This window comes from Falsiroseomonas bella (assembly GCF_003173615.1).
Lineage (GTDB): Bacteria > Pseudomonadota > Alphaproteobacteria > Acetobacterales > Acetobacteraceae > Falsiroseomonas > Falsiroseomonas bella.
Genome location: NZ_QGNA01000001.1, coordinates 243,122 through 263,957, shown reverse-complemented (window position 1 = coordinate 263,957; position 20,836 = coordinate 243,122). Strand labels below are relative to the sequence as shown.

Annotated in this window: 17 protein-coding genes; 7 read left to right on the top strand and 10 right to left on the bottom strand. The window is 73.0% G+C overall.

Features of this window, described 5'->3' with window-relative positions:
- The first annotated feature begins 1 nt into the window (after window position 1).
- On the top strand, window positions 2-1,927 hold the full coding sequence (locus tag DFH01_RS01185) for a TRAP transporter permease (RefSeq protein WP_109868580.1): 1,926 nt from the start codon (window positions 2-4) through the stop codon (window positions 1,925-1,927).
- Here the strand turns inward: DFH01_RS01185 and DFH01_RS01180 are convergent.
- Genes DFH01_RS01180 through ilvE form a run of 4 tightly spaced genes read right to left on the bottom strand, consistent with a single transcriptional unit; the run spans window position 1,907 to window position 6,018 of the window.
- Window positions 1,907-2,953 carry a CaiB/BaiF CoA transferase family protein gene (locus tag DFH01_RS01180; protein WP_109868579.1) on the bottom strand — a complete coding sequence of 349 codons (1,047 nt, stop codon included), beginning with the start codon at window positions 2,951-2,953 and terminating at the stop codon, window positions 1,907-1,909. The genes DFH01_RS01185 and DFH01_RS01180 overlap by 21 nt on opposite strands.
- Window positions 2,950-3,870 (bottom strand): HpcH/HpaI aldolase/citrate lyase family protein, encoded by a 921-nt coding sequence (locus tag DFH01_RS01175; RefSeq protein WP_109868578.1) that lies wholly within the window; start codon window positions 3,868-3,870, stop codon window positions 2,950-2,952. Before DFH01_RS01175 ends, DFH01_RS01180 begins: the two co-directional genes overlap by 4 nt.
- Entirely contained in the window at window positions 3,867-5,057 is a 1,191-nt protein-coding gene (locus tag DFH01_RS01170; RefSeq protein ID WP_158287565.1) for a CaiB/BaiF CoA transferase family protein, read from the bottom strand. The genes DFH01_RS01175 and DFH01_RS01170 overlap by 4 nt, the downstream gene beginning before the upstream one ends.
- A 55-nt stretch (window positions 5,058-5,112) precedes the next feature.
- Window positions 5,113-6,018 (bottom strand): branched-chain-amino-acid transaminase, encoded by a 906-nt coding sequence (gene ilvE, locus DFH01_RS01165; RefSeq protein ID WP_109868576.1) that lies wholly within the window; start codon window positions 6,016-6,018, stop codon window positions 5,113-5,115.
- A gap of 65 nt (window positions 6,019-6,083) precedes the next feature.
- On the opposite strand from ilvE, the gene DFH01_RS01160 reads away from it, so the two are divergent.
- The 3 genes from DFH01_RS01160 to DFH01_RS01150 all read left to right on the top strand — a co-directional run bounded on the left by DFH01_RS01160 (window position 6,084) and on the right by DFH01_RS01150 (window position 10,943).
- Window positions 6,084-7,178 carry an alpha/beta fold hydrolase gene (locus DFH01_RS01160; RefSeq protein WP_109868575.1) on the top strand — a complete coding sequence of 365 codons (1,095 nt, stop codon included), beginning with the start codon at window positions 6,084-6,086 and terminating at the stop codon, window positions 7,176-7,178.
- A 9-nt stretch (window positions 7,179-7,187) separates the two neighbouring features.
- Window positions 7,188-8,804, top strand: a complete 1,617-nt coding sequence (locus tag DFH01_RS01155) for a carboxyl transferase domain-containing protein (RefSeq protein ID WP_109868574.1) — start codon at window positions 7,188-7,190, stop codon at window positions 8,802-8,804.
- 162 nt (window positions 8,805-8,966) lie between these two features.
- On the top strand, window positions 8,967-10,943 hold the full coding sequence (locus tag DFH01_RS01150) for an acetyl/propionyl/methylcrotonyl-CoA carboxylase subunit alpha (protein ID WP_109869863.1): 1,977 nt from the start codon (window positions 8,967-8,969) through the stop codon (window positions 10,941-10,943).
- Between the two features lie 21 nt (window positions 10,944-10,964).
- Here DFH01_RS01150 and DFH01_RS01145 read toward each other — a convergent pair whose 3' ends face one another.
- The 6 genes from DFH01_RS01145 to DFH01_RS01120 all read right to left on the bottom strand — a co-directional run bounded on the left by DFH01_RS01145 (window position 10,965) and on the right by DFH01_RS01120 (window position 19,108).
- Window positions 10,965-11,627 carry an ankyrin repeat domain-containing protein gene (locus DFH01_RS01145; protein WP_109868573.1) on the bottom strand — a complete coding sequence of 221 codons (663 nt, stop codon included), beginning with the start codon at window positions 11,625-11,627 and terminating at the stop codon, window positions 10,965-10,967.
- Window positions 11,628-11,676: 49 nt separating this feature from the next.
- Complete coding sequence (locus DFH01_RS01140; protein ID WP_146216965.1) at window positions 11,677-12,030, bottom strand: hypothetical protein; 354 nt, start codon at window positions 12,028-12,030, stop codon at window positions 11,677-11,679.
- 37 nt (window positions 12,031-12,067) lie between these two features.
- Entirely contained in the window at window positions 12,068-14,203 is a 2,136-nt protein-coding gene (locus tag DFH01_RS01135) for a hypothetical protein (protein WP_109868571.1), read from the bottom strand.
- A gap of 136 nt (window positions 14,204-14,339) precedes the next feature.
- Window positions 14,340-17,084, bottom strand: a complete 2,745-nt coding sequence (locus tag DFH01_RS01130; RefSeq protein WP_109868570.1) for a DUF4159 domain-containing protein — start codon at window positions 17,082-17,084, stop codon at window positions 14,340-14,342.
- A gap of 160 nt (window positions 17,085-17,244) precedes the next feature.
- Entirely contained in the window at window positions 17,245-18,111 is an 867-nt protein-coding gene (locus DFH01_RS01125) for a DUF58 domain-containing protein (protein WP_233255913.1), read from the bottom strand.
- Window positions 18,104-19,108, bottom strand: a complete 1,005-nt coding sequence (locus DFH01_RS01120) for an AAA family ATPase (RefSeq protein ID WP_109868569.1) — start codon at window positions 19,106-19,108, stop codon at window positions 18,104-18,106. Before DFH01_RS01120 ends, DFH01_RS01125 begins: the two co-directional genes overlap by 8 nt.
- Before the next feature lie 176 nt (window positions 19,109-19,284).
- On the opposite strand from DFH01_RS01120, the gene DFH01_RS01115 reads away from it, so the two are divergent.
- The 3 genes from DFH01_RS01115 (at window position 19,285) to DFH01_RS01105 (ending at window position 20,805) form a co-directional block, all read left to right on the top strand.
- Window positions 19,285-19,884 carry a DUF1285 domain-containing protein gene (locus DFH01_RS01115; RefSeq protein WP_199231095.1) on the top strand — a complete coding sequence of 200 codons (600 nt, stop codon included), beginning with the start codon at window positions 19,285-19,287 and terminating at the stop codon, window positions 19,882-19,884.
- Complete coding sequence (locus DFH01_RS01110) at window positions 19,881-20,486, top strand: CoA pyrophosphatase (protein WP_233255912.1); 606 nt, start codon at window positions 19,881-19,883, stop codon at window positions 20,484-20,486. Before DFH01_RS01115 ends, DFH01_RS01110 begins: the two co-directional genes overlap by 4 nt.
- A gap of 64 nt (window positions 20,487-20,550) precedes the next feature.
- The gene (locus tag DFH01_RS01105; RefSeq protein ID WP_109868568.1) at window positions 20,551-20,805 is read left to right on the top strand and encodes a hypothetical protein; all 255 of its coding nucleotides are present in this window, start codon (window positions 20,551-20,553) and stop codon (window positions 20,803-20,805) included.
- Window positions 20,806-20,836 lie beyond the last annotated feature (31 nt).

Here is a 20,836-nt window from a genome sequence, read left to right as displayed (position 1 = left end):
CATGGCCGCGCCCGTCCCACCCGCCGCTGAGGCGGGCGCGGTCCTTCCGGCTGCCGAGGCCGTGCCGCCGGCACGCATCGGCGGCTGGCGACGGCCGCTGCTGCTGGTGCTGACGGCGGGGCTCGTCGGCTTCCTTTGCATCACCGCGGTGTACGGCCAGCTGCCGAACATGCAGCAGCGCAACATCGCGGTGACGCTGGTGCTGCTGATCGGCCTGATCAGCTTCCCCGCCCATGCCGGCGCGCGCGATCGCGTGCCCTGGTACGACTGGGCGATGGCGGTGGTGCTGGTGGTCGCCGCGGTCAACCTGCACCTGAAGTTCTGGGACATCATGATGGACCCCATGGCGGCCATCGCGGTGCCCGACCTGGTGCTGGGCCTCTGCGTCGCCGCCATCACGGTGGAGGTCTCGCGCCGCGCGGTCGGCTCATCCTTCGCGGTGCTGGTCGTGATCGCGGTCCTCTACACGCTCTACGGCAACCTCATCCCCGGCCGCTTCGCGCATACCGGTCTCACCTGGCAGTTTCTGGCGGAGAATGTCTATTTCAGCACCTCCGGCCTGTGGGGGCCGCTGACCGATTCCTTCGTCAGCCTCATCGCGCTCTTCGTGATCTTCGGCGCGCTGATGATGAACACCGGCGTCGGCGCGGCGATGATGGATGCGGCGAAGCTTGCCGCGGGCCGTTTCACCGGCGGTGCGGCGAAGATCGCGGTGGTGTCCTCGGCGATGGTCGGCACGATCACCGGATCCTCCGTCACCAATGTCGCTATGACGGGGCAGTTCACCATCCCGCTGATGAAGCGGCTGGGCTACAAGCCCGCCGTCGCCGGCGCGGTGGAGGCCACCGCTTCCTCCGGTGGGCAGATCACGCCGCCGCTGATGGGGGCGGGGCTGTTCCTGATGGCGGATTTCCTCAACGTCGCCGTCACCGACATCATGCTGGCCGCGCTGATCCCGGCCTTCCTGTTCTATGTCGGCGTACTCGCCTCCGTGCATTTCGACAGCGCGAAGGAAGGCGTGGGCGGCGTGCCGCCTGAGGAGATGCCGGATCCGCGCCGCCTGCGCGACCCGCGTGTCGTCATCCCGTTGCTGCTGCCCTTCGTCGTGCTGATCGGGATGATCGCGCAGGGCTGGCCGGTTTCGTGGTCCGTGCTCGCAGCCTCCGCCGCCATCGCGCTCTCGCATCTGCTGACCGCACGCAGCCTGGCCGAGCTGGCGAAGAACACGCGTGAGCTGGTGAACGCGCTGATCGAGACGGGGCCGGGCCTCGTCACGCTCGGCGCGCTGATCGCCGCGGCCTCCGTGCTGGTCGGCCTGATCGACCTGACCGGCGTCGGCGTGAAGTTCACCGAGGTGATCCTCGGCCTCTCGGACGGCAGTCTGATCGTCACGCTGCTGCTCTCGGCGGCGGTGATGCTGCTGCTGGGCATGGGCATGCCGACCACGGCCGCTTATGTGCTCTCCACCGCCGTCATCGTCGTGGCGCTGCAGCGGGTGGGGCTTTCGCCGTTGCAGGCGCATCTCTTCGCCTTCTACGTGGCGACCCTCTCGGCGCTGACGCCGCCGGTCTGCGCCGCGGTCTTCGTCGCCGCCGGCATCGCCGGCGCACCCTGGACCGAGACCGCGTACCACACGGTCCGCCTCGCCATCATCAAGTACCTGCTGCCCTTCCTCTTCGCGCTGCACCCGGCGCTGCTGATGGAGGGCAGCGCGGCAATGGTGCTGGTCACGCTCGTCGTCGCCGTGATCGGCACCGTGCTGATGAGCGCCTCGCTCTCGGGCTACCTGCTCGCACCGCTCAATCCGCTGGCGCGCGTCGCGCTGTTCGTCGCCTCCGCCCTGATCCTGGAGCCGGAGCCGATCAGCAGCCTCGTCGGGCTGGCGATGGCGGGCGCCCTGATCTGGCTACTCCGCCGGCGGGCCTGAGGGCAGGAAGTCGCGCAGGCCGCCGCGGTCATAGCCATGCGGCACGGCGCCGGGCACGGCGAGCGTGCCCGCTGTTCCGTCCTGCGTGCGTATCACGTCGCCGCGTGCGGCGAAGTAGGGATCCTGCTGCAGGCTCATGCCGTCCTGCACCGGCGCCGCCTGCACGCCCGCCGCGCGCAGTGCCGCCAGCGCATCCGGGCGTGCCTGTGCCGCGGCCAGGGCATCGAGATCGAGCGTGCTGCCGGGCTCGAGGATCGCGGCGATCCAGCCGCCATCCGCGCAGCGCGCCGTGGCGATGCGGCGTTCGCCTGGCGCCCCGAAGCCCCACGGGTCGTTGCTGCCCTGCCGGCGCGCGGCCGTGCCGAGCAGCCGCGTCAGCGCCGCCTGGCACTCCGCCATGCGCAGCATCGGCTCGTAGAGCGCCACGTCCACATGCGCGCCGCGCCCGGTGCCCAGCACGTCCCGCGCATGCAGCGCCGCGGCCACGCCATACACCGCGGCGAGGCCCGCGCAGGCATCCGCCAGGCTGAAACCGACATGCAGCGGAATGTCCTGCGGTGCGCCGGTCAGGGCGACGGCGCCCGAGAACGCCTCCGCGATCTTCCCGAAGCCCGGCCGCGGCGCATAGGGCCCGGTCTGGCCGAAGCCGGAGATGCTCGCCATCACCAGCCGTGGATTGCGCGCCGAGAGCGCCTTCCAGCCGAAGCCGAGGCGGTCCATCACGCCGGGCCGGTTGTTCTCCAGCAGCACGTCGGCCGCATCCACCAGCGCGAGGAACGCCGCGCGGCCTTCCTCCTCCTTCAGGTCCAGCGTCACCAGCCGCTTGTTGCGGGATGCCACATGCCACCACAGCGGCACGCCATTGGCGCGCACGCCCATGTTGCGCAGCGCGTCGCCGCCATCGGGCCGCTCGACCTTTACCACCTCGGCGCCGAATTCCGCCAGCAGGCTCGCGGCATAGGGCGCGGCGATGACGCTGCCGAGCTCCACCACCTTCACGCCGCGTAGCGGCAGTGGCGCGCTCATCGCGGCAGCACGCCGAAGCGGCGCGCGGCGCGCACCAGATCCTCGGCATACGGGATCATCGCGTAGTCCACCATCTGCCCGCGATAGGAGACGGCGCCGAGACCCTTCGCCTCCGCTTCGCGCATTGCCGCGATCATGCCGGCGAAATGCTCGGCCTGCTCGCGCGTCGGCGTGAACACCTCATGCGCGATCGCGACATGGGAGGGATGGATCAGCACCGCGCCGGTGTAACCGTAGTGGAAGGCGCGCTGCGCCAGGGTGCGGACATGCTCGTGGTCGTCCAGCGCCGTGCCGATCAGGCTGCCCATCGGATGGAACGCACCCGCCGCGCGACTCTCCAGCACCATCTTGCAGGCGAGAAAGACCTGCTCCGTGCCGTCCCGCGTCGGGATGAAGCCGGCGGCCCGCGCCACATCGCCGATGATCGGCCCGCCCACCACGCCGATCAGCCCGCGCACGCGGGGGCTTGCCGCCGCCAGCTCGCGCGCGTCGCACATGCCCACCGCCGTCTCCGGCAGCGGCATGATCGCGACGGAGCGGAAGGGCAGGTTGGCGCGGCCTTCCGCGAAGCCGAGCGCCGCGTCGAGATCCTGCACCTCCCGCGCGCGCGCGGCCTTGGGCAGCATCACGCCGGCATAGCCTTCCGCCGCCACGGTGATGGCGTCCTCTATGCCGCCCTGGTCGAGCGCGTTGATCCGCACGAAGGCCGGGATGCCGTGGCCGCGCAGGAAGCCGATCGCCTCCCGCGCCTGGTCGCGCGCGGCGATCTTGTGCTGCGGCGGCACGGCGTCTTCCAGGTCGAGCACCACGCTGTCCGGCGCGAAGCGCGGCACCTTGGCGACGAAGTCCGGCCGGTGCGCCGGCACGAACAGCATCGAGCGCAGCGGCCAGATCGAGTCGTTCGGTGCTTCGTTCATGCCCAGATCACTCCCGTCCTGCGCAGCGCCGCAATCTCACCGGGCTCGAAGCCGAGCGAGCCCAGCACCGCGTCGCTGTCCGCGCCCGGCGCCGGTCCCGCATTGCGCACCGCACCGCCGAGGCCGTGCGGCATCACACCCGGCATCGGCAGGCTGCCGCCTTCCGGCAGCGCGACCTCCACGAAGCCCTCGCGCGCCGCGACATGCGGGTCGGCCATCAGCTCGCCGGCATCGAGGATCGGTCCCACGACCACGTCGTTCGCCTGCACCAGTGCCAGCGCCTCCGCCGTGTCGTGGCGGCCCATCCATTCGGCGATGCGCGCCTCGATCTCGTCCATATGGGCGCGTCGGTCCGCCTGGGTGCGGAAGCGCGGATCGGCGGCCAGCGCCTCGCCGCCGATCATGCGCAGCATCCGCTCCGCAACCGCGTTGGTCGCGGCCGATACGGTCAGCAGCCCGCCGTCGCGCGTGCGGAAGACGTTGCCGATATTGGCGTTCATCGGGAAGCGGTTGCCGCAGCGCAGTTCCGCCCGGCCCTGCGCCGCCGCGACGGGAAGCTGCCATTCGATCATGCGCATCAGCCCCTCATGCAGGGCGAAGCCGAGCGGCGCGGCCGCGCGACCTTCCAGGACGGCGGCGCGCTGCTCGAACAGGGCGGCGGCGGCGGCGAGCATGCCGGTGGCGTGCTCGGCCAGCGGGATTTCGGGCAGCACGGGCGGGCCGTCGTTCTCACCAGTGAGCGCCATCATGCCGCTCGCCGCGCCCGCAAGTTCCGGCGCGGTGCTCCACGGCCAGAGCTCCGGTCGGTCCGCGCCGGTCGGGAACAGATGCACGTCCTGCGGCGGGTTCGTGGCGCGCGCGGCAGCCTCCCGCCACGGCGGCGCGTCGTCGTCGCGCAGCATCATGCGCGCCACACCCACCAGCCGGTCGAGCACCGGCGCGGCGTCCGGATGCGTCGCGTCCACCGCGAGCGAGAGCTTGTTGCGCGCGGCGATCGGCCACCAGACGCGCCGCACCGCCTCAGGCCCGAGGCGTCGCAGCGCCGATCCGCCGGGCGGTTCGCAGACGATCACGCGCGCACCGAGATCGGCGAGCAGCGCGGCACCGAAGGCCGGGCCGGGCGAGCCCGAAAGCTCCAGCACCGTCAGTCCCGCAAGCGGCCCTGCCTCCGTCTCATCCGTTGTCATGCCGCGCGCCTCTGCCGCTTCACACTGGATGGAACCACGGCCGACGGCCGCGCGCCTAGACCGGCGTGCGCCATTCGGAATGCGCGTCGCTGGTGCCGCGCACCACGCCCTCATAGGCCGCCTGCAGCCGACGCGTGACGGCGCCCGGCGCGCCGTCGCCGACCGGCAGGCGGTCCACGCTCGTCACCGCCACAAGCTCCTGCCCGGTGCCGCAGAGGAAGATCTCGTCCGCGACGTAGAGCTCCGTGCGGTCCACCTCGCGCTCCTCCACCGGGATGCCGGCCTCGCGCGCCAGCACCATCACGGTGTCGCGCGTGATGCTCTCCAGGATGTCGCTGCCGCGGCTCGGCGTCGCAAGCACGCCGTCGCGCACCAGGAACAGGCAGGCGGCCGCGGCCTCGCTCACCTTGCCGCGCTGCGTCAGCAGGATCGCGCTGTCATAGCCATCCGCCTTCGCCTGCAGCGTGGCGAGGCGCGAGGCATGGTAGTTCGCGCTCGCCTTCACCCGCGGCGGCATGGCGTTGTCGGGCAGGCGCGTCCAGGAGGAGACCTGCGCGGCCAGCCCCGTGGCGAATTTTGCCGACCGTTCCCGCGGCAGCGCCGCCGCGATCCAGCCGACCGGGCCCGTCGTCGCCATCATGCCCAGCCCCTCGATCTGCACCTGCAGGCGCAGATAGGCGTCCTCGTCCGGCTCATTCAGCCGGATCACCTCCAGCAGCGCCTGGCGCAGCGTGTCCTTGGAAGGCGGGTCGGCCAGGCGCAGGACTTTCATGCCCTGTGCCAGTCGATCCAGATGCTCCTCCAGCCGGAACACGGAGAAGCCGCCGCCGGGATGGCGATAGGCGCGCAGCCCCTCGAACACCGCGATGCCGAAGGCCACGCCGAGCGCGAGCGGATGGATGCGCGCCTCCGCGAAGGGGATCGCCTGGCCGTTGTGGATGATGGTGCGGGCCTGCCACATGGCGCTCTTGCTCCCCTCGCGAACCGGGGCGAGTCTGTCCCGGCACGGGGCGCATGGGAAGGGCGATGCAGCCACTGGACGGACTTCCGCAGGGCATCCGGTCGCGCATCGTCGCGGGCGTGAACGGCCTCGCCATGCATGTGCTGGAAGCGGGGGAGGCCGGCCGGCCCGCGCTGCTGCTGCTGCACGGCTTCCCGGAGCTTGCGTATTCGTGGCGGAAGGTGATGCCGGCGCTCGCCGCCGCCGGCTTCCACGTGATCGCGCCGGACCAGCGCGGCTATGGCCGCACCACCGGCTGGAGCGCCGACTACGACGCCGACACCGCGCCCTTCCGCATGCCGAACCTCGTGCGCGACCAGCTCGCGCTCCTGCACGCGCTGGGCATCGCGCGCGTCCAGGCCGTGATCGGCCATGACTTCGGCTCGCCGGTCGCGGCCTGCTGCGCGCTGATCCGTCCGGACATCTTCGCGCGCGTCGCGATGATGAGCTCGCCCTTCGCCGGCGCGCCGCGTTGGGACGCGGCGCCGCGCGACACGGTGCATGAGGACCTCGCGGCGCTCGATCCGGCGCGCAAGCACTACCAGTGGTACTATGCGACGCGCGAGGCGAACGACGACATGCTGCGCGCGAAGCAGGGCCTGCACGATTTCCTGCGCGCCTACTACCATCACAAGAGCGCGGACTGGCCGGAGAACAGGCCCTTCGAGCTGGCGGGCTGGACCGCGGCGGAGCTCGCGAAGCTGCCGACCTACTACGTTATGCATGCTGCCGAGACGATGGCGGAGACCGTCGCGCCGCACATGCCGCATGGCGCATGCGCGTGGCTGACGGAGGCCGAGCTCGACGTATACGCGGCCGAGTATGCGCGCACCGGCTTCCAGGGCGGGCTCAACTGGTATCGCTGCCAGACCGGCGGCGGCAATGCGGCGGAGCTGCGCCTGTTCAGCGGCCTGCGGATCAGCGTGCCGAGCCTCTTCGTCGCTGGCGCGGCCGACTGGGGCATCCACCAGTTCCCCGGTGCGCTGCGACGCATGCGGGAGGAAGCCTGCAAGGACATGCGCGGCGTCCACTTGGTGCCCGGCGCCGGCCACTGGGTGCAGCAGGAACGCCCGGAGGCGGTGATCCGGCATCTGCTGGATTTTCTGCGCGCGACGGGGTGAAGTGAGGGCATGGCCGTCCTCGCCACCACCGCCGATCCCCGTTCCGACGCGTTTCGGGCCAATGCGGCCGCGATGGAGGCCCTCGTCGCGCAGCTGCGCGCAACGGTGGAGCGCATCCGCGAAGGCGGCGGGGAGGCGGCTCGCAAGCGGCATCTCGACCGGGGAAAACTGCTGCCGCGGGAGCGCATCCGCACGCTGCTCGACGCCGCCTCGCCCTTCCTTGAATTCTCGCAGCTCGCCGCACAGGGGATGTACGGAGAAGACATCCCAGCCGCGGGCATCATCACCGGCATCGGCCGCGTCTCGGGGCGCGACTGCGTGATCGTCGCGAACGACGCGACGGTGAAGGGTGGCACCTACTACCCGATGACGGTGAAGAAGCACCTGCGCGCGCAGGAGATCGCGGAGCAGAACCGCCTGCCCTGCATCTACCTGGTGGATTCCGGCGGCGCGAACCTGCCGAGCCAGGACGAGGTCTTCCCGGATCGCGATCACTTCGGCCGCATCTTCTTCAACCAGGCGCGCATGAGCGCGGCGGGGATCCCGCAGATCGCGGTGGTGATGGGAAGCTGCACGGCCGGCGGCGCTTACGTGCCAGCGATGTCCGACCAGGCGATCATCGTGCGCAACCAGGGCACGATCTTCCTCGGCGGTCCGCCGCTGGTGAAGGCCGCGACGGGCGAGGTGGTCACGGCGGAGGAGCTGGGCGGCGGCGATTTGCACAGCCGCACCTCCGGCGTCACGGACCACCTGGCGGAGAGCGACGCGCATGCGCTCGGCCTGGCGCGGCGCATCGTCGCGGGGCTGAACCGCGCGAAGCCCGCGGGGGCGGACGACCTCGCGCCGCCGCGCGCGCCGCTGTACGAGGGGATCGGCGGCGTGATCCCCGCCGACATCCGCGAACCCTATGACGTGCGGGAGGTCATCGCCCGCGTCGTGGACGGGTCCGAGTTCGACGAATTCAAGCCGCTCTATGGCCCGACATTGGTCACCGGCTTCGCGCGCATCTGGGGCTATCGCGTCGGCATCGTCGCGAACAACGGCGTGCTGTTCTCCGAATCCGCGCAGAAGGGTGCGCATTTCATCGAGCTCTGCGACCAGCGCGGCATCCCGCTGGTCTTCCTGCAGAACATCACGGGCTTCATGGTCGGCCGCAAATACGAGGCCGGAGGCATCGCCAAGGACGGCGCGAAGATGGTGACCGCCGTGGCCACGGCCCGCGTGCCGAAATTCACCGTGATCATCGGCGGCAGCTTCGGCGCAGGGAATTACGGCATGTGCGGCCGCGCCTATGCGCCGCGCTTCCTGTTCATGTGGCCGAATGCGCGAATCAGCGTGATGGGTGGCACCCAGGCCGCGAGCGTGCTCGCGCAGATCCGGCGTGATGCGCTGGAAGCGCGCGGCCAGACCTGGCCCGAAGACGAGGAGAAAAGATTCAAGGCGCCGATCGAGGCGCAGTACGAGGCGCAGGGCAATCCGACCTATGCCTCGGCGCGGCTGTGGGACGATGGCGTGATCGCGCCCGAGGATACGCGCATGGTGCTAGCGCTATGCCTCTCGGCGGCGCGCAACAACCCCGTCGCGGGGTGGTCGGGGGAGGCGCGCTTCGGCGCGTTCCGGATGTGAGGGTTGTGTTGCGCTCACCCCCACCCCGACCCTCCCCCGCTTCGCGGGAGAGCGAGCAGGGTGCGCCGACCACCGCTCTCCCGCGAAGCGGGGGAGGATGCCCGAGCGGAGCGAGGGCGGGTGGGGGCGCGACCGAAGCCCATGCACTGGGCGCCTGACAGCATGACCCGTTTCTCCACCCTCCTCATCGCCAACCGCGGCGAGATCGCCTGTCGCGTCATCCGCACCGCGCGCCGCATGGGCCTCCGCACCGTCGCCGTCTTCTCCGACGCCGACGCCGAGGCGATGCATGTCGCGCTGGCAGACGCCGCCATCCGCATCGGCCCCGCCCCCGCACGCGAAAGCTACCTGAACATCCCCGCGCTCCTCGCCGCCGCGCGCGAGACCGGCGCCGAGGCCATCCATCCCGGCTACGGCTTCCTCTCCGAGAATGCCGACTTCGCCGAGGCCTGCGCGCAGTCCGGCATCACCTTCGTCGGGCCGCCGCCCGCGGCGATCCGCGCCATGGGCAGCAAGGCCGCCGCGAAGGCGCTGATGGAGCAGGCCGGCGTGCCCCTCGTCCCCGGCTACCACGGCGAGGACCAGTCGGATGCCACGCTGCGCGCCGCAGCCGCGCGCATCGGCTTCCCAATCCTGGTGAAGGCCAGCGCCGGCGGCGGCGGCAAGGGCATGAAGATCGCCCGCGACGCGACGGAACTGGAGGAGGCGATCGCGCTCGCGCGCGGCGAGGCGCTTGCGGCCTTCGGCGACGACCGCCTGCTGCTCGAGCGCTACCTGACGAAGCCGCGCCACATCGAGATCCAGGTCTTCGGCGACACCCACGGCAATGTCGTCAGCCTCTTCGAGCGGGACTGCTCCATCCAGCGCCGTCACCAGAAGGTTGTGGAGGAAGCACCGGCCCCCGGCATGACGTCGGAACGCCGCGCCGCGATGGGCAAGGCCGCCTGCGACGCCGCCCGCGCCATCGGCTATGTCGGCGCCGGGACGGTCGAGTTCATCGCGGAGGGCGACACATTCGCCTTCATGGAGATGAACACCCGCCTGCAGGTGGAGCATCCCGTCACCGAGGCGATCACCGGCCTCGACCTCGTCGAATGGCAGCTCCGCGTGGCCGCCGGCGAGCCCCTGCCGACGCTGCAGCCCGCCATCGCCGGCCACGCGATCGAGGTCCGCCTCTACGCCGAGGATCCGTCGCGCGACTTCGCACCGAGCACCGGCACGCTCCACCATCTCGCGCTACCCGAGGGCGAGGGCATCCGCGTGGATGCCGGCGTGCACCAGGGCGACGCGGTCTCCGTCAACTACGACCCGATGCTGGCGAAAATCATCGCCCATGGCACGGACCGCGAGGAAGCGCGCCGCCGGCTCCTGCGCGCCGTCACGCAGACGGAAGTCGCGGGCCTGCGCACCAACCTGCCGCTGCTGCGCGCCATCCTCGCCAATCCGGACTTCGCCGCCGCCGATCTCGACACCGGCTTCATCGCGCGCCACGCCGATGCGCTGCTCGCGCCCGCGTCCGCCGCCCCGCGCGCCGCCCTCGCCGCCGCCGTGCTGCGCCTGCTGCGCGACGAGCCCGTCACCGACCCCGCAGACCCGCATTCGCCTTGGGGGCTCGCCACGGCCTGGCGGCTGAACGGCGAAGGCTGGCAGGATTTCTCGCTGATGGACGGCGAGACGACGCTTGTCGTCCGCGCGCATCTCGGCGCCGCGCTGACCCTCGACCTGCCGGATGGCGCCGCGCGCGTCGAAGGCGCGCGTTGGGATGGCGACGGGCTGACATTCCGCCTCGACGGCGCCGCCATCCGCGCGCGCGTGCTGCGCGACGGCGACGCGCTCTCCGTCATCGTGGATGGCGCGACGCACGACTTGCGTCACCGCGATCCGCGTGCGGCCTCCGGCGCCGCGGACAGCGCCGGCGGGCGCGTCGTCGCGCCGATGCCGGGCCGCGTGCTGCAGATCCTGGTCACGCCCGGCGATGCCGTCGCGCGCGGCGCCGTGCTGCTGGTGATCGAGGCGATGAAGGTGCAGATGCGGATCACCGCACCCGCCGACGGCACCGTCGCCGCCATCCGCTGCGCCGTCGGCGACCTGGTCGAGGACGGAGCCGAGCTCGTCACGCTCGAGACGCCGGCGGCCTGAGCCGGCGTCGCGGCGCCTGGTTCAGCCCCGCCCGCCGCGCCGCGCCGAGGCCGGCGCTGTCGCACCGGCAGGGCGCCCCGCATCGAAGCCGAGGAAGCCGATATCGGGCTGCGCGCTTCCGCCGTCATTCGCCCAGAGGCGCGCGGAACGCGGCGTCGCCGGCGCCTGGTTGCGGGCCGAGGCCCTCGCCGCCGCGGTCAGCGCCGCATCGCGCCGTGCTGCGTTGGCGCGCCGCGCCGCCTCGGGCGGGGGCGCATCCAGCCCGCCGGGGCCGGGCGCCGGCGGCGGGCCGCCCCGCGTCAGGTCGCGGGCGGAAAGCAGGTAGAAGGCGATCTCGTTCCGCCCACGGTCCACCGCCGCGTCGATCGGCGTCAGGCCCAGCGCGTTGCGCGCGTTCAGGTCGGCGCCGCGCGAGACCGCGTCGCGCACCGCCGCCAGGTCGCCGCGCATGATGCCGTCGAACAGCGCGGCGTTCGGCGACATGTCCCCAGTGTTCTCGCCGGCGGGAATGGGCGCGACGCTCTGCCGCGAGGACAGGCCGGGCAGGGCGGGGGCCGGCGCCAGGGGCGCGTTGTCGCGCGGCGGCGGCCGGATCATGCCCTGCGCGGCGGCCTCGCCGGCAGGGATCAGGCCCGGCAGCGCCAGCAGGGGGAGGAGGACGGCAAGGCGGATGGCGGCATGCATGGCGGGAAACTAGGCGACCGGGGGCCGCCGAGGGAAGGGCGCCGGCGGCTCAGGAACAGCCCTGACCCCGGAATGTGAAGTTCTCCACGCGGTCCTGGCGGATGATGAAGGTGACGTCGCATTCCACCACCGCATAGGACGGCGGCGGCGGCCAATAGCCGGCGCGCGGGCCCCAGGGCCCGTACCAGGGGTCATAGGCCGGCGCCGCCACGGGCACGGTCCGGCGCTGCTCGTATTGCAGGAAGCGCCGCCCCTCCAGCTCATAGGTGCGGTTCGGCACCCCGAGCGCGGTGACCAGGTCCAGCTCGCTCCGTCCGATCCAGACAGACAGCCGCTCCTGCAGCGTCGGTCCCTGGGCGCAGCCTGCCAGCAGCAGCGGCAGGCAGAGGATCGCGCGTCGCATGGCGGGCCGCTCGGCCTCAGGCTGGGCGCCGGTCACGTCAGCGCCCCTCGCGCCGCCATGCCAGGATGGCGAGGCCCAGCACGAAGGGCAGGGCCAGCCAGGGCGGCAGCAGCGGCATGGCGGTGATGCCGGTGACCGTGTGGTCCTCGTTGCGCCGCAGCCCGATCCAGCCGGGCCCGTAGGTGTCGCGGCTGGCGGCGACGCGGCGCAGCTCCGGCACGGCGGGCGCCGGATCGGCGCCCAGCCAGCGCACCGCGCCACCGGTCGCCTCCGCCACCGGGCGCAGTCGGGCGGCGTCGGCGCGCAGATCGGCAATCTCCAGCGGGTTGCCCGCCTCGGCCGCGGCATAGGCGGTGCGGCGCCCGTCGGTCGCCTGCCAGACGCCGGGCAGCGTCGCCGGGATCTCCACCAGGGCTCGGCCGCCGCGTGCCTGGGGCTGGTGGCGGCTGGTGCCGCCATCCGGCGCGGTGATGGTGATCTCCGGCGCCGGCGAGGCATCGAGGCTGCGGCGCAGCACGGTCATCTGGCCGTGCTCGATGCGCGCCGTCAGATCCTCCTCCTCCAGCTCCGGTTCCTTCATCGTCCAATGGGCGATGCGGCGCAGCAGCTCGGCCTGCGGGCCGCCGCCGTCATGGCCGCGCGACCACAACCAGATATGGTCGGAGAGCATCAGCGCGACGCGCCCTTCCCCCACGCGGTCCAGCACCATCAGCGGCGCGCCGCCCGGCCCGTCCATCACCGTGGCGCCCGATCGCGCCTCGGTCCGTAGTGCGCGGTACCAGCGGCCCCAGCTCGGGTCGCCCGGGCCCTCGGCGGGGTTGGCGCCGGGCAACTCCTCGGTGACGGGGTGGCGCGCGCCGGTCTCGGTGACGCGGGGGCGGAAGGGCTGCTCGACCAGCGCGGCCTGCGCGGCGCCCGGCCCGGTCGGCGGGCGCGCCGGAAGGATCTGGCCGAGCGGCGTCGCCGCCAGGCTGGTCGGGCCGAGATATTCCGGCCCCACCGCCAGCAGCAGCGCTCCGCCGCCGCGGACGTAGTCGGCGATGTTGCGCATGTACACCGGCGGCAGCAGGCCGCGATTGGCGAAGCGGTCGAAGACGATCAGGTCGAATTCGCGCAGCTTCACCTGGAACAGCTCCCGCACCGGGAAGGCGATCAGCGCCAGCTCGTGCAGCGGCGTCAGGTCGTCCTTCTCGGGCGGGCGCAGGATGGTGAAGTGGACCAGGTCCACATTCGGGTCGGCCTTCAGCAAGCGGCGCCAGGTCCGCTCCCCGGCATGCGGCTCCCCGCTCACGAGCAGCACGCGCAGCCGGTCGCGCACGCCGTTGATGCTCACCACCGCGCGGTTGTTCCGCTCCGAGACCTCTCCCGGGCGCGTCTCCGCGGTCAGTTCCACCACGGTCGGGCCGCCGCGTTCGATGTTGAGCGCGATGCGGTGCTCGCGGCCCACGGGCACGGATTCCACGCGCGGCGTGCCGCCGTCCCGGCGGATCGAAAGCCGCGCAGCGGTGCCGGGGCTCGTCGTGCCGAGATCCTCGACCACCACGCGCAGTTCCACCTGCCGGCCGACGATGCCGTAGCCCGGCGCCTCCACCACGCGGATGCGCCGGTCCACCTCGCCCTCCTGGCCCGGCAGCAGCAGGTGCAGCGGCGCTTCCAGCGCCGGCGCGGCGGGGATGTCGTGCACCTGGCCATCCGTCAGCGCGACCACGCCGGCCAGCCGCGCGCGCGGGATTTCCGCCAGCGCGCGCTCCATCGCGGTCCAGAGCCGCGTGCCCTGGTTGCCGCCTTCCGGCACCTCCACCGTGCGTAGTTCGAGCTCAGGCAGCCGCTTGGCGCGGGCATCCAGCGCGGCGCGCGCCGCCTCGATCTGCGCGGCGCGCGGGCCGAGGGTGGCGCTGTCGCTGCGATCCACCACCAGCAGCGCGATATCCGGCCGAGTCTCCCGCGTTTCCTCGACCAGGCGCGGATTGGCCAGGGCCAGCACCAGTGCGGCGAAGGCCGCGAGGCGCAGCAGCGCGCCGCGCGCCGGAACCAGGCGGCGCTTCCCCTCCCCGGTGACGCCGATGCGAATCAGCGCCGGGGCGAGCGCGAGGAGCGCCACGACGGCAAGCGCGATCAGCAGCCAAGCGGGGATGACCGGGGCGAAGTCCAGGCCGGCGAGGACGTGAGTCATCTATCGGATGCCCTCAGACGCCGGGCGGCCGCTCCGCGGCCTTGGCTTCCGCGCCTCAGACGTGCGGCGCCGGGCGGGCAGGGCGCGAGCCGCGCGGGGCCGCTGTGCGGCCCAGGAAAGAGCGGGGTGCGCATCATCAATTCCCGAGCCTTTCCAGGATCGCCGGCACATGCACCTGGTCGCCCTTGTAGTTCCCGGTGAGCGCGTACATCACGAGGTTGACGCCGAAACGATAGGCGAGGGTCCGCTGGCGCGCGCCGCCGGGGACGGTGGCGTAGGGATTGTTGCCGCGCGCATCCACCGCCCAGGCCGCCGCCCAGTCATGGCCGCCGATGATCACCGGGCTCACGCTGTCATTGGCGCGGTCCTGCTCGCGCGCCACCCAGACACTGCCGCCGGCGAAGCGGCCCGGCAGGTCCTGCAGCAGGTAGAAGGCGCGCTTCAGCACATGGTCCTCCGGCACCGTCGCCAGCGGCGGCACCACCAGGTCCCGCGTCACCCGCCGCAGCGCGGCGCGGGACCCCGGTGAAAACCCCTCGCCCGAGCCTTCGTCGCGCGTGTCGAACAGGATGATCCCGCCCTGGCGCATGAAGGCGTTGAGCGCGGCGGCCATCGCCGGGTCGGGCTGCGGCGCGTCCGGCAGTACGGGCCAGTAGAGCAGCGGGAAGAAGGAGAGGTCGTCCCGCCCCGGCGTCACGCCATGCGGATCGGCGAGTGCGGCCGCCGTGCGCCGGTTCACGAAGTCCGACAGGCCAACCAGCCCGGCGCGCGAGATCTCGTCCACCTCGGCATTGCCGGTCAGCACATAGGCCAGCCGCGTGGCGAGCGCGGCATTGCCCTCCGGCTGCGCCATCGCCGGCCCCGAAAGCAGAGAGGCCAGCAGCAGCGGCGCCAGCACGCCGCGCGCCAGCGCCGCCGGCCGCACCAGCAGCCCGCGCAGCAGCAACGACACGATCAGGTCCGCCACCAGCAGCAGCAGCGCCAGGGCCAGCAGCCAGGGCCCGAGGTCGCGCTCCGCCGGCACGCCGCCGATCGCCTGGGTGCGGGTACCGGGCGGCGGCGCCGCGGCCGGGCGCGGCGCGGGGATGCCGGCGCCGAGGTTCAGCGCGCGGCGCTGCGTCGCCTCGCTGCCCGCCACGCCGGTGCCGTACCAGCCCGGCGGATGGCGCGGGGATGCCGCTTCCTCCTCGATGCGCGCGGCGGGAATGGGCTGCGCGCCCGGCTGCGGCGGGCCGAGCCGGCCGAAGCCGTCCAGCGTCTCGAGCGGCGCGAGCGGCGCTTCCCCTTCCGCGCCGGCGACGCCGGCCGAGAGCGCGACGATCCGCCGCAGCATGTCCACGAACAGGCCCGACAGCGGCAGGTTCGACCAGTCGGCATTGGCCGTGATGTGGAACAGCACGATGCGCCCGGCGCCGCGCGCCTCCTGCGTCACCAGCGGCGTGCCATCGGCCAGCCGCGCCCAGGTACGGCCGGTCAGCCGCGCAGAGGGTTCGGCCAGCACCTGCCGCTCCACCGTCACCTCGGCGGGCGGAGCGAGGGTGGCGAAGGGCGAGCCCTCCGGGAACGGCGCGAGTCGCTGCGGCTGCTCCCAGGAGAGCGCGCCGCCGATCTGACGCTCCCCGGCGCGCAGCGGCACGGGCAGCAGCGGATCGGGCGATTCGGCCACGCGCGGCCCGGCGAAGCGCAGCAGCGTGCCGCCTTCCTGCACCCAGCGCGCCAGCGCATCGCGCTCGCGCGGCTCGGTGATGGGACGATCGGCCAGCACCAGCACGGAAAGCCGGCGCTGCAGCAGCTCCTCCACCGTGCCGCGGCGCAGTTCCGCGAAGGGCGAGAGCGCGCGGTCGATGTAGAACAACTCGCCGATCAGCGGCGCATCGGCCGCCGTCGTCGCGCCGCCGGCGATCAGCCCGACCGGCCGACGACGGAAGCGTTCATCCAGCAGCACCGTGGCATTGGCACCGTTGACGCCGTCGAGGTCGAGCCGAACCACCTGGTTGCGGATCTCGAGCGGCAGCGGCAGCGCGGCCTCGGCCTCCGTCGCGCCGGCGGGCACCGGAATCACGGCGCGGTCCAGGGTGCGGCCATCGCCGGTGCGCGCCAGCACGACGGCCTCGGAATCCACCGGCAGAGGCGTGGTGCGCAGGGACACGACCAGCCGGTCGGCCTCGGCGCGCGGCGTCGGCAGCAGCCTCGTCGGGCGCCCCTCGGCACGCGCGACGGTCAGCGCGCCGCCCTGCGCGAGCGCGGCGGCGAAGGGCGTGAAGGCGTCGCCCTCGCGCGCATGCTCGATCCCGTCGGCGACGTAGAGTGCGGCGAAGGGGCCGGGATTCTGTTCCCGCCAGGCGGTGAGCGCGGCGAGCGCCGCGCTGCGGTCGGGCGCCCAGGGCTTCGGGCGCAGCGCGGCGAGGCGGCCGGCCATCTCCTCGGCCGGCATCAGGCCGGTGGCGCGCAGCGGCTCCGGCCCGGGTACGGCGGCGGTCAGCAGCAGCGCGGTGCGGCGGCCTTCGCGTGCGGCGGCGGTCAGCGCGGCCTCCACCGCGGCGGTGCGGTCGGGCCAGTCGGCGCCGGCGGCCCAGCCATCATCCATCACGATCAGCAGCGGCCCCTCGCCGCCGCGCCCGCCGGAGGGGCCCCAGACCGGCCGGGCGAGGCCGATGATGATCAGCGCGGCCGCCAGCAGGCGCAGCAGCAGCAGCCACCAGGGCGTGCGCTGCGGCGTCTCCTCCGGCGCCGGCAGGTCGCGCAGCAGCGCGATGGCGGGGAAGTCCTGGCGCTTCGGCGCCGGCGGCGTGACGCGCAGCAGCCAGTAGAGGATCGGCAGCGCCGGCAGCGCGAGCAGCAGCCAGGGCGCGGCAAAGGCAACGGGGCCAAGCGTCAGCATGGGGCACGCCCGCTATCGGCGGCTGTCGGTCGTGCCCCCACCCCGACCCTCCCCCGCTTCGCAGGGGAGGGAGCAGGTGGCGCCGCCCCCAACTCCCTCCCCCGTTTACGGGGGAGGGCTGGGGTGGGGGCGCGACCAACCCGCGTCGAACAGGAAAACATCACGCCGGCGCCAGCATCTGGTGCAGCGACAGCAGCGCCATCTCCGGCGGCTGGTCGGTGCGGTGGGTGGCGAAGGTCCAGCCGGCGGATTGCGCCAGCGCGGCCAAGCCCGCGCGATGCCGCGCCAGGCGTTCCGCGTACAGCTCGCGCACCGCTTCCACGCGCGGCACCAGGGCAGGGGGCATGGTCGACTCGCCGACCTCCTCGAAGCGGACCCGCCCGGCATAGGGCAGCGTCTCCTCCGCCGGGTCGATCACCTGCACCAGATGGCCCCGCACCCCCTGCGTCGCCAGCGCCCCGACCGCCTTGCCCGTCGCCTCCAGCGGCTCCCAGAAATCGCCGAACAGCACGGCCCGGGCATGGCGGGCGATGCGCGGATCCTCCGGCCGCGCCGCCATCTGCGGCAGAGAGCCGGCGATGGAGGGCATCGCATGGCGCCCGGCGAAGGGCCGCGGCAGGCCGAACAGCCGCACCCGCTCGCCGCCGCGCAGCAGCAGCGAGGCGAGCGCGAGCAACAGCAGCTGCGCCCGGAACGCCTTGGCCGGCACCTCCTTCGAGCTGCGCCATTCCATGCCTGGCCCCGACGCGACCCAGAGCGCGACCGTCTGCGCCGCCTCCCACTCCGTCTCGCGGATGAAGAGGCGGTCGGACTTGCCGGATTGCCGCCAGTCGATGCGATTCGCCGGGTCGCCGGCGACGAAGGGACGGAACTGCCAGAAGGATTCGCCAGGCCCCGCGCGGCGGCGGCCATGCAGGCCGGGCATCACCGTCGCGGCGACGCGCTCCGCCTGCACCAGCAGCGGCGGCAGGCTCGCGCCGAGCTGCTCTGCCCAGGGGACGGCGAGGGCGGTCGGCGGACTAGCCAAGCTGCGCCTTCAGCCGGTCGAGGATCTCGGACAGATGCACGCCATCCGCGCGGGCCGAGAAGTTCAGCGCCATGCGGTGGCGCAGCACCGGCTCGGCCAGCGCCAGCACGTCCTCGACGCTCGGCGAGAGGCGGCCGTCCAGCACGGCGCGGGCGCGGGTCGCCAGCATCAGCGCCTGCGCCGCCCGCGGGCCGGGGCCGTAGGAGAGATGCCGCCGCACCTCCTCGATCTCGGTGGTCTCGGGCCGGGCGCCGCGCACCAGGCGCAGGATCGCCTCCACCACGCCTTCGCCCACCGGCAGGCGCCGGATCAGCGTCTGCGCCGCCAGCAGCTCGGGCCCGCTCATCGCCTGGACGGGCTGCGCCTGGCTCGCGCCGGTGGTGGCCAGCAGCATCGCCCGTTCCGCCGCCAGGTCGGGGTAGGAGACGTCGATCTCCAGCAGGAAGCGGTCGAGCTGCGCCTCCGGCAGGGGATAGGTGCCTTCCTGCTCGATCGGGTTCTGGGTGGCCAGCACATGGAAGGGGCCGGGGAGCGGATGCACCTCGCCGGCGATCGCCACCTTGTGCTCCTGCATCGCCTGCAGCAGCGCCGACTGGGTGCGGGGGGAGGCGCGGTTGATCTCGTCGGCCATCAGCAACTGGCAGAAGATCGGCCCCTTGATGAAGCGGAAGTGGCGGCGGCCCGCCTGGTCCTCCTCCAGAACCTCGGAGCCGAGAATGTCCGACGGCATGAGGTCCGGCGTGAACTGCACCCGCTTCGCGTCGAGCCCGAGCACCGTGCCCAGCGTCTCGACCAGCTTGGTCTTGCCGAGCCCCGGCACGCCCACCAGCAGCACATGGCCGCCCGAGAGCAGGGTGATGAGCGTGCGCTCCACCACCTGCTCCTGGCCGAAGATCACGCGGCCCACGGATTGGCGCACGCGGCCGAGGCGCTCGGCCAGGGCTTCCGCCTCGGCGACAAGCATCCTCGCTTCCGTGGGGTCTGCCACTTCAACCATGCGGGTGAGGCTCCCTATATCCGGCGCCAGTGCATATGGTCCGAGTATCCACCTTGCCCATCCGCTTCGCCAGCACGGTTACACCTTTGCGGCGAGCGGTTCGGGCGGGGCCGGCGGTGCGGGGCGGCGCGGATGCTCGGAGTGGGGGCGGGTGCTTCACGGATGCGGGAAAAGCCATGACGGACGGCCATCCGGAGAAGGCGCGGAACGGGCAGGAGGGGCGCGGCGGCCCGCCCCGCAAGCGCCATGATTGCGGCGATTTCCCCATGCGGATCGCCAAGGACGGCACCTGGTTCTATCGGGGCAGCCCGATCGGCCGGAAGGAGCTGGTCTGCCTCTTCGCCTCCGTCCTGAAGCGCGAGGGCGACGCCTATGTGCTGGAGACGCCCGTGGAGCGCGGCCGGATCGAGGTGGAGGACGCGCCCTTCGTCGCCGTCGAGATGTTCTGGCGCGACTGCGCCGATCCCTTCGTGCCCAACCCCACGCCGCGCCAGTGCCTGACATTCCGCACCAACCTGGACGAGATGGTCACCGCCGACGCCGACCACCCGATCCGCGTGGCCATCGACCCGAAGTCGCGCGAGCCGCGCCCCTACATCACCGTCCGCCCGGGGCTCGAGGCGCGGATCAACCGCGCCGTCTTCTACGAGCTGGTGGCGCTGGCCCAGCCCGAGACGGTGGAGGGGCGCGCGGTGCTCGGCGTCTGGTCCGAAGGCGTCTTCTTCCCGATCGACGAGGCGCCGGCCGAGTTGAGCCTCCGCCGCGCCGCCGAGTGAGCTTCGCCCTCAGCCGCGAGGCGATTGCGGATCGGCTCGGCGATCCCGCCGCGCTGGCCCGCGCCGCGCCGACCTTTTCGGACGACGCCGAGGCCGCGGCCCAGTCGGGCCGGCTGCGCGATGCCGCCGTGCTGGTCCCGATCGTCTGGCACGACGCCACGCCCTCCATCCTGCTGACCCTGCGCTCGGCGCGACTCACCGCCCATGCCGGCCAGGTGGCGTTTCCCGGCGGGCGCCTCGAGCCGGGCGAGACGGCGGAAGCCGCGGCGCTGCGCGAGGCGGCCGAGGAAGTTGGCCTCGACCCGCGCCTGCCCGTGGTGGCCGGCCACCTGCCGGAACACCTGACCGGCACCGGTTTCCGCGTGACGCCGGTGGTCGCCTTCCTGGACCCGCCGCTGACCCTGACGCCCGATCCCGGCGAGGTCGCCGCCATCTTCGAATTGCCGCTGGCGACCGTGCTGGACCCGGCCGCGCCGGAGCGGCGGCAGGCCGAGTTCCGCGGCCGCATGCGGGAATTCTGGGTCTGGCCGCATCCCGAGCATCTGATCTGGGGCGCCACCGCGACCATGCTGGTGAGCCTGGCGCGCATCCTGCGGGACTGACGGCGGCGGCTTCTCGGCGGCGCGGGGTGCGGCGGCGGGGCGGCGCCTCTATATCCGTTGCATCATGGCCGCCGTCATCGCCGTCCTCCTCACGCTCCTGCCCTTCGGGCTCTACCTCGCCTGGCGACGCTACGGGCCAAATTCGGGCGAGCCCTCCTCCGGCATGGTGCTGTCGCTGCTGCTCGGCGTCGGGCTGATGCTGGGCACCGCCGTATGGTGGGGGCTGTCGCGCAGCCTCGAGCCTGGCGGGACCTACGTGCCGGCGGTGCTCGGCCCCGATGGCACGGTGCAGCGCGGCCATACGGAGCCGCGCCGGTGAGCTGGGCGGGGGACGATCCGCCCCAGGCGCG